Origin of the sequence: Proteus sp. G4415 (assembly GCF_963896075.1) — a bacterium.
In the GTDB taxonomy this organism is placed as follows: Bacteria; Pseudomonadota; Gammaproteobacteria; order Enterobacterales; family Enterobacteriaceae; genus Proteus; species Proteus mirabilis.
Genome location: NZ_CAWQOK010000093.1, coordinates 1 through 3919, shown reverse-complemented (window position 1 = coordinate 3919; position 3919 = coordinate 1). Strand labels below are relative to the sequence as shown.

Sequence of the window (3919 nt, the reverse complement as noted above, 5' to 3'; positions counted from 1 at the left end):
TATTAATCATGATGATGAGTCATAGGATTAATGCTGATATAAATTAATTATTTTCTAGCCATAACATGCGCAATAAGCGGAACGGCACCCAAATAAGATAGCTATTCTAGGGTGCCGTTGAAAACATCAACGTTTTTATTATAGGATTTAATTATTTATTTTTCGTTTTCTTCATCTGATAATTCTTCCCGTAATGCAGAAAGTGCACCACGCGTAATTGCTGCTAAAGTACGATAAAAATTTGTTTTAGCATGCGCTTCAACCTTACCTAAAAAGGTTCCCGCCCAAGGTAATAGATAGTTATCAAATAACTGTGTTTGTGCTAATACTTCATCTTGTGCGGCATTATCTTCAAGCCAAGAAGCCGCAAGTAACAGCGCACCAAAGCTATCTGTCGCTGATCCGGTGACAGGCATACCTCGAGTGACTAAGAATTGACGAATATCTTGCTCTTTTATATCACCGTAATCATGTGCATAAAGAGATACTGCGGGTATTGGGTCAGCAAAAAGCGATTGGTAGTCAGCTTCTACTGCCGCTAAATCAGCTACGCTACTTTTTAACGTTTTGAACAGCTCATCTTGCTCTAATGGCCATAATTGGCTTAGTTTATCTTCCGCTATCATGGTTATGATCGGTGCTAAAATAGCATCACTCGGTGCTCGTTGAAATAATGTACCTAATAAACGGCAGACAATCGAAAATTCATTCATTCTATTTTTACCCCATAAAGTTTGGTTTTATTGTCCTGTTAACCACCAGAAAATCAACAATTTTCTTTATTCTCTTTTCACTCTATTCCATTAATTACACATTATTTTCAGTCATTAATAACAGAAAAAGCGCGCTCTTATCATTAAGCTATATAGCCTAATATAAGAAACGCGCCTAATCCCATGCTATTTCTATTACGACAATAACACTTTATTGCATCATTTAGCTGGCGATATCGAGAAAATTATCTCTGACACCATTAACTCGAAACCACCCTGCAATACTGATCCTTTCTTTATGAGTAGGTAATACTTCATGTGGAAATTGTTCTGAAAGAAAAACCACTAAACGACCACCTTGAGGGGCGACTGTCGCCAATTGATTATCATCCAGATCATAGATAACTAGCTCTCCACCGTCTTGTGGTGTCCATTCATCATTAAGATATAACACTGTCGTTAAACGTCTTGTGACATTTTCTTTAAATGCATCAAGATGTTTTTTATAGAAAGCACCTTTTTCATAACAAGCGAAATGAGCTTCATATTCAAACAGCCCTAAAAAGAACTCACGATTAACTGCTCGTTGAATGCTTTCCATCTGCATAAGATAATGTTGAACTGGCTCTCCCATTTGCGGCTCTAGCCAACGAATTTTATCACTGCGTATCGTGGTTTCTGCTAATAGGTTTTCATGACGTCCTATACGTGCTTGTTGTGCATCATTACCAAAACAAGCACGCAATTGTTTAACCGCCTCTGGTGTAAGGAAATCATCCCATACACACCAACCTTTATCTGCAATTTGTTCAAGAAGACTTGCTATATTCATTAGTCATATTGTCTGATTAACAGGGGAAACTATCTTATAGCACCATATTAGGCCAAATGACAATCTAATAAACTTATCCTTTCGATTACATGAATTTATTAGAACTAAATTCTATAAAAAAGAAAATAACATTGAAATATAAGATATTATTCCATAGAGATCTATTGTAAAAAACCAAAAAAACATTGAATAATAATATATACGTTACACATCACCCCAAATAAAGATAAGAAAAACAAATGGTTTAATGAAAATAATAATTAGTGGTTATTTTCTCCAATTGCTTTTCATATTTATCATATAAAAAATTAATTTCACCTTTAACTTGATGATGCATAATAGACTTTTTGCTTTCTAATCGTAAAAAAGCAAGAGGAAATGATTTTGCTTTATCGGCGAGTTCACTTATAGACATCACATCTATTGAATTAAGCTGGTATTCAATATTATTTAACTCTTGTTTCGCATTATTATAGAAATTATCTAATTTATCTTTTATATCATTAACTGTTAGATTTTCATCTGTTTTCACTTCATTGATAAGCTCTTCCAGTTGAGTTTCAAGCACTGAATAACGCACTCTCCCCTCACTATTTAGCTGATATTTAGAAATAAAATATGGCTTAAATTTTTCATTCATATTATTTTTTTTCTGTGAAGAAAGTATTTTTTTCTTTTCTGTTAAATCAGCTAAGAATTGTTGTACTCTGTTATTATTGTGTACTAGATCTATTGAGTTATCTATTACATCACTCTTGAGAGAAAGATCATTCTCCATCAATTGTGGATTTAGTTTGTTTTTTAATTTCTTATTTGCATCCAACTGTAAATAAACATGATCAAGTTTATTTATACTTCTTTTAACATCGTATTGAACAGGGTATTTATCAAATAGGTTATTTATTTTAAGTACTCTTTTATAAAGTCCTTTTAAATTATTTTTATGTGCTTCAAATTCTTTTTTGTCTTGTTTTATTTTGCCATCATAAATTCTATGTTTAAATAGTGAATTAACTTTTTTTTCTAACATGACTTCAAAACTTTTCAATGATGTCAATGGATACCAGTGAATATTATGCGATGCTTTTGTCGCTGAAGGTGTAAATTTTAAATCTCGGTATAATTCAAAACTTCCGCTAAAATACTCAACATCAACATTTTTTTCCAACTGTTTTGCTTTGGTCTCTCCATGACCAATAAATTTATTTATATTGTGAATGACATTTATTATTTTTAAAGAGAGATTAGCACCAACCGCATTTCTCGGTAAATTTAATTCTATATTTTCATTAGCAGAAACTCCCACATCAAAACTGACTTCACTTCTAAGTTCAACACCTAATGACGCGTTTTGTGTTCTATTAAATTCCAGCGTTGCATTATCCTTAAGTTCACTTTCTGTAAGAGATACCCCTTGATTAATAAATTCGACTAAATCTTTTGGTTGAATTTTAAATGAAAAATTAGATTTTTTTTCATAATGATAATCGAGTATCACAGTGGCCATTAACGGTGTTACAAAACCATAATTAAACGCCCCTTCTCTCCATTTTTGTTCATTGTTCATAATCCCAGCAGATAAGCCCGTAGCAATCCCTGCATCCATTTTATTTACAAATGAGAATACAACTTCATCTTGCTTATTTTTTGAAATTGTTAGGGCATGTGTTTTCGCAAAATTAGCTAAAAGAAACGCACTCACACCAATATTTTGAGATAAATGAAATGCACTAATACCAAAGAATGCACGGATATCATTATACTGGCTAATTGTAATGCTCTCTTTATCATTTAATTGTTCTACTAAAGAATAAACAACCTCACCTTGAGATTTACCATTGTTAATTCCGGTAATATATTTATTAAGCAGATTATAATCATGTTTAATCACCTTTTTTACACCATTTAAAGCATCTGTTTTAATTGTTCTCGGTAATGTAGCAGAATTAACTATAGCTTTTATAGTAGAAAACATCCCTCTAAAACCAGGATCAAAACTTTTCGCGATATCTTTTACCATTGCACCATATTTTTTTAATGCATATTGTTGTTTTGCTCTATCAAAGTGAACCCTTGCATTATCAATAGCCGACGAAAAAAAGGGAATATTTTTAGCACTAAAATTACCTATTTTTTGAGTAGAAAATGGCTGTCCTGAGTGATAGTTTTTATAATTATTTTCTCCAACCATTGAATAAAAAGATAACGGTGGCTCTTGAGTTAAACGAGTGATTTCATAATGATAATCTTTTAATGCAAAAATATGCAGAGGATCAAAGTAATATATTTTTATTTTATTACCTTTATCAACCACAAGTTGGATTTTATTTAACACCGGTTTTATCGCTAATATTTTATCTTTTGATTTTAATGG

At 31.9% G+C, this 3919-nt stretch carries 3 protein-coding genes; all 3 read right to left on the bottom strand.

The genetic code is table 11. From position 1 onward, the window contains the following. Positions 1-155: 155 nt before the first annotated feature. Positions 156-713, bottom strand: a complete 558-nt coding sequence (locus AACU95_RS11130; protein ID WP_004242698.1) for a TorD/DmsD family molecular chaperone — start codon at positions 711-713, stop codon at positions 156-158. Positions 714-936: 223 nt separating this feature from the next. Beyond that, positions 937-1545: a 2OG-Fe(II) oxygenase gene (locus tag AACU95_RS11125; RefSeq protein WP_004242697.1), complete on the bottom strand. Its 609-nt coding sequence runs from the start codon at positions 1543-1545 to the stop codon at positions 937-939. Positions 1546-1789: 244 nt separating this feature from the next. Further along, positions 1790-3919: hypothetical protein (locus AACU95_RS11120; RefSeq protein ID WP_161737063.1), on the bottom strand; the 2130-nt coding region annotated here is incomplete at its 5' end.

Bases quoted from the DNA above. Each gene is read 5' to 3' on its own strand.
- AACU95_RS11130 (WP_004242698.1), bottom strand. From the start codon at position 713: ATGAATGAATTTTCGATTGTCTGCCGTTTATTAGGTACATTATTTCAA.
- AACU95_RS11125 (WP_004242697.1), bottom strand. From the start codon at position 1,545: ATGAATATAGCAAGTCTTCTTGAACAAATTGCAGATAAAGGTTGGTGT.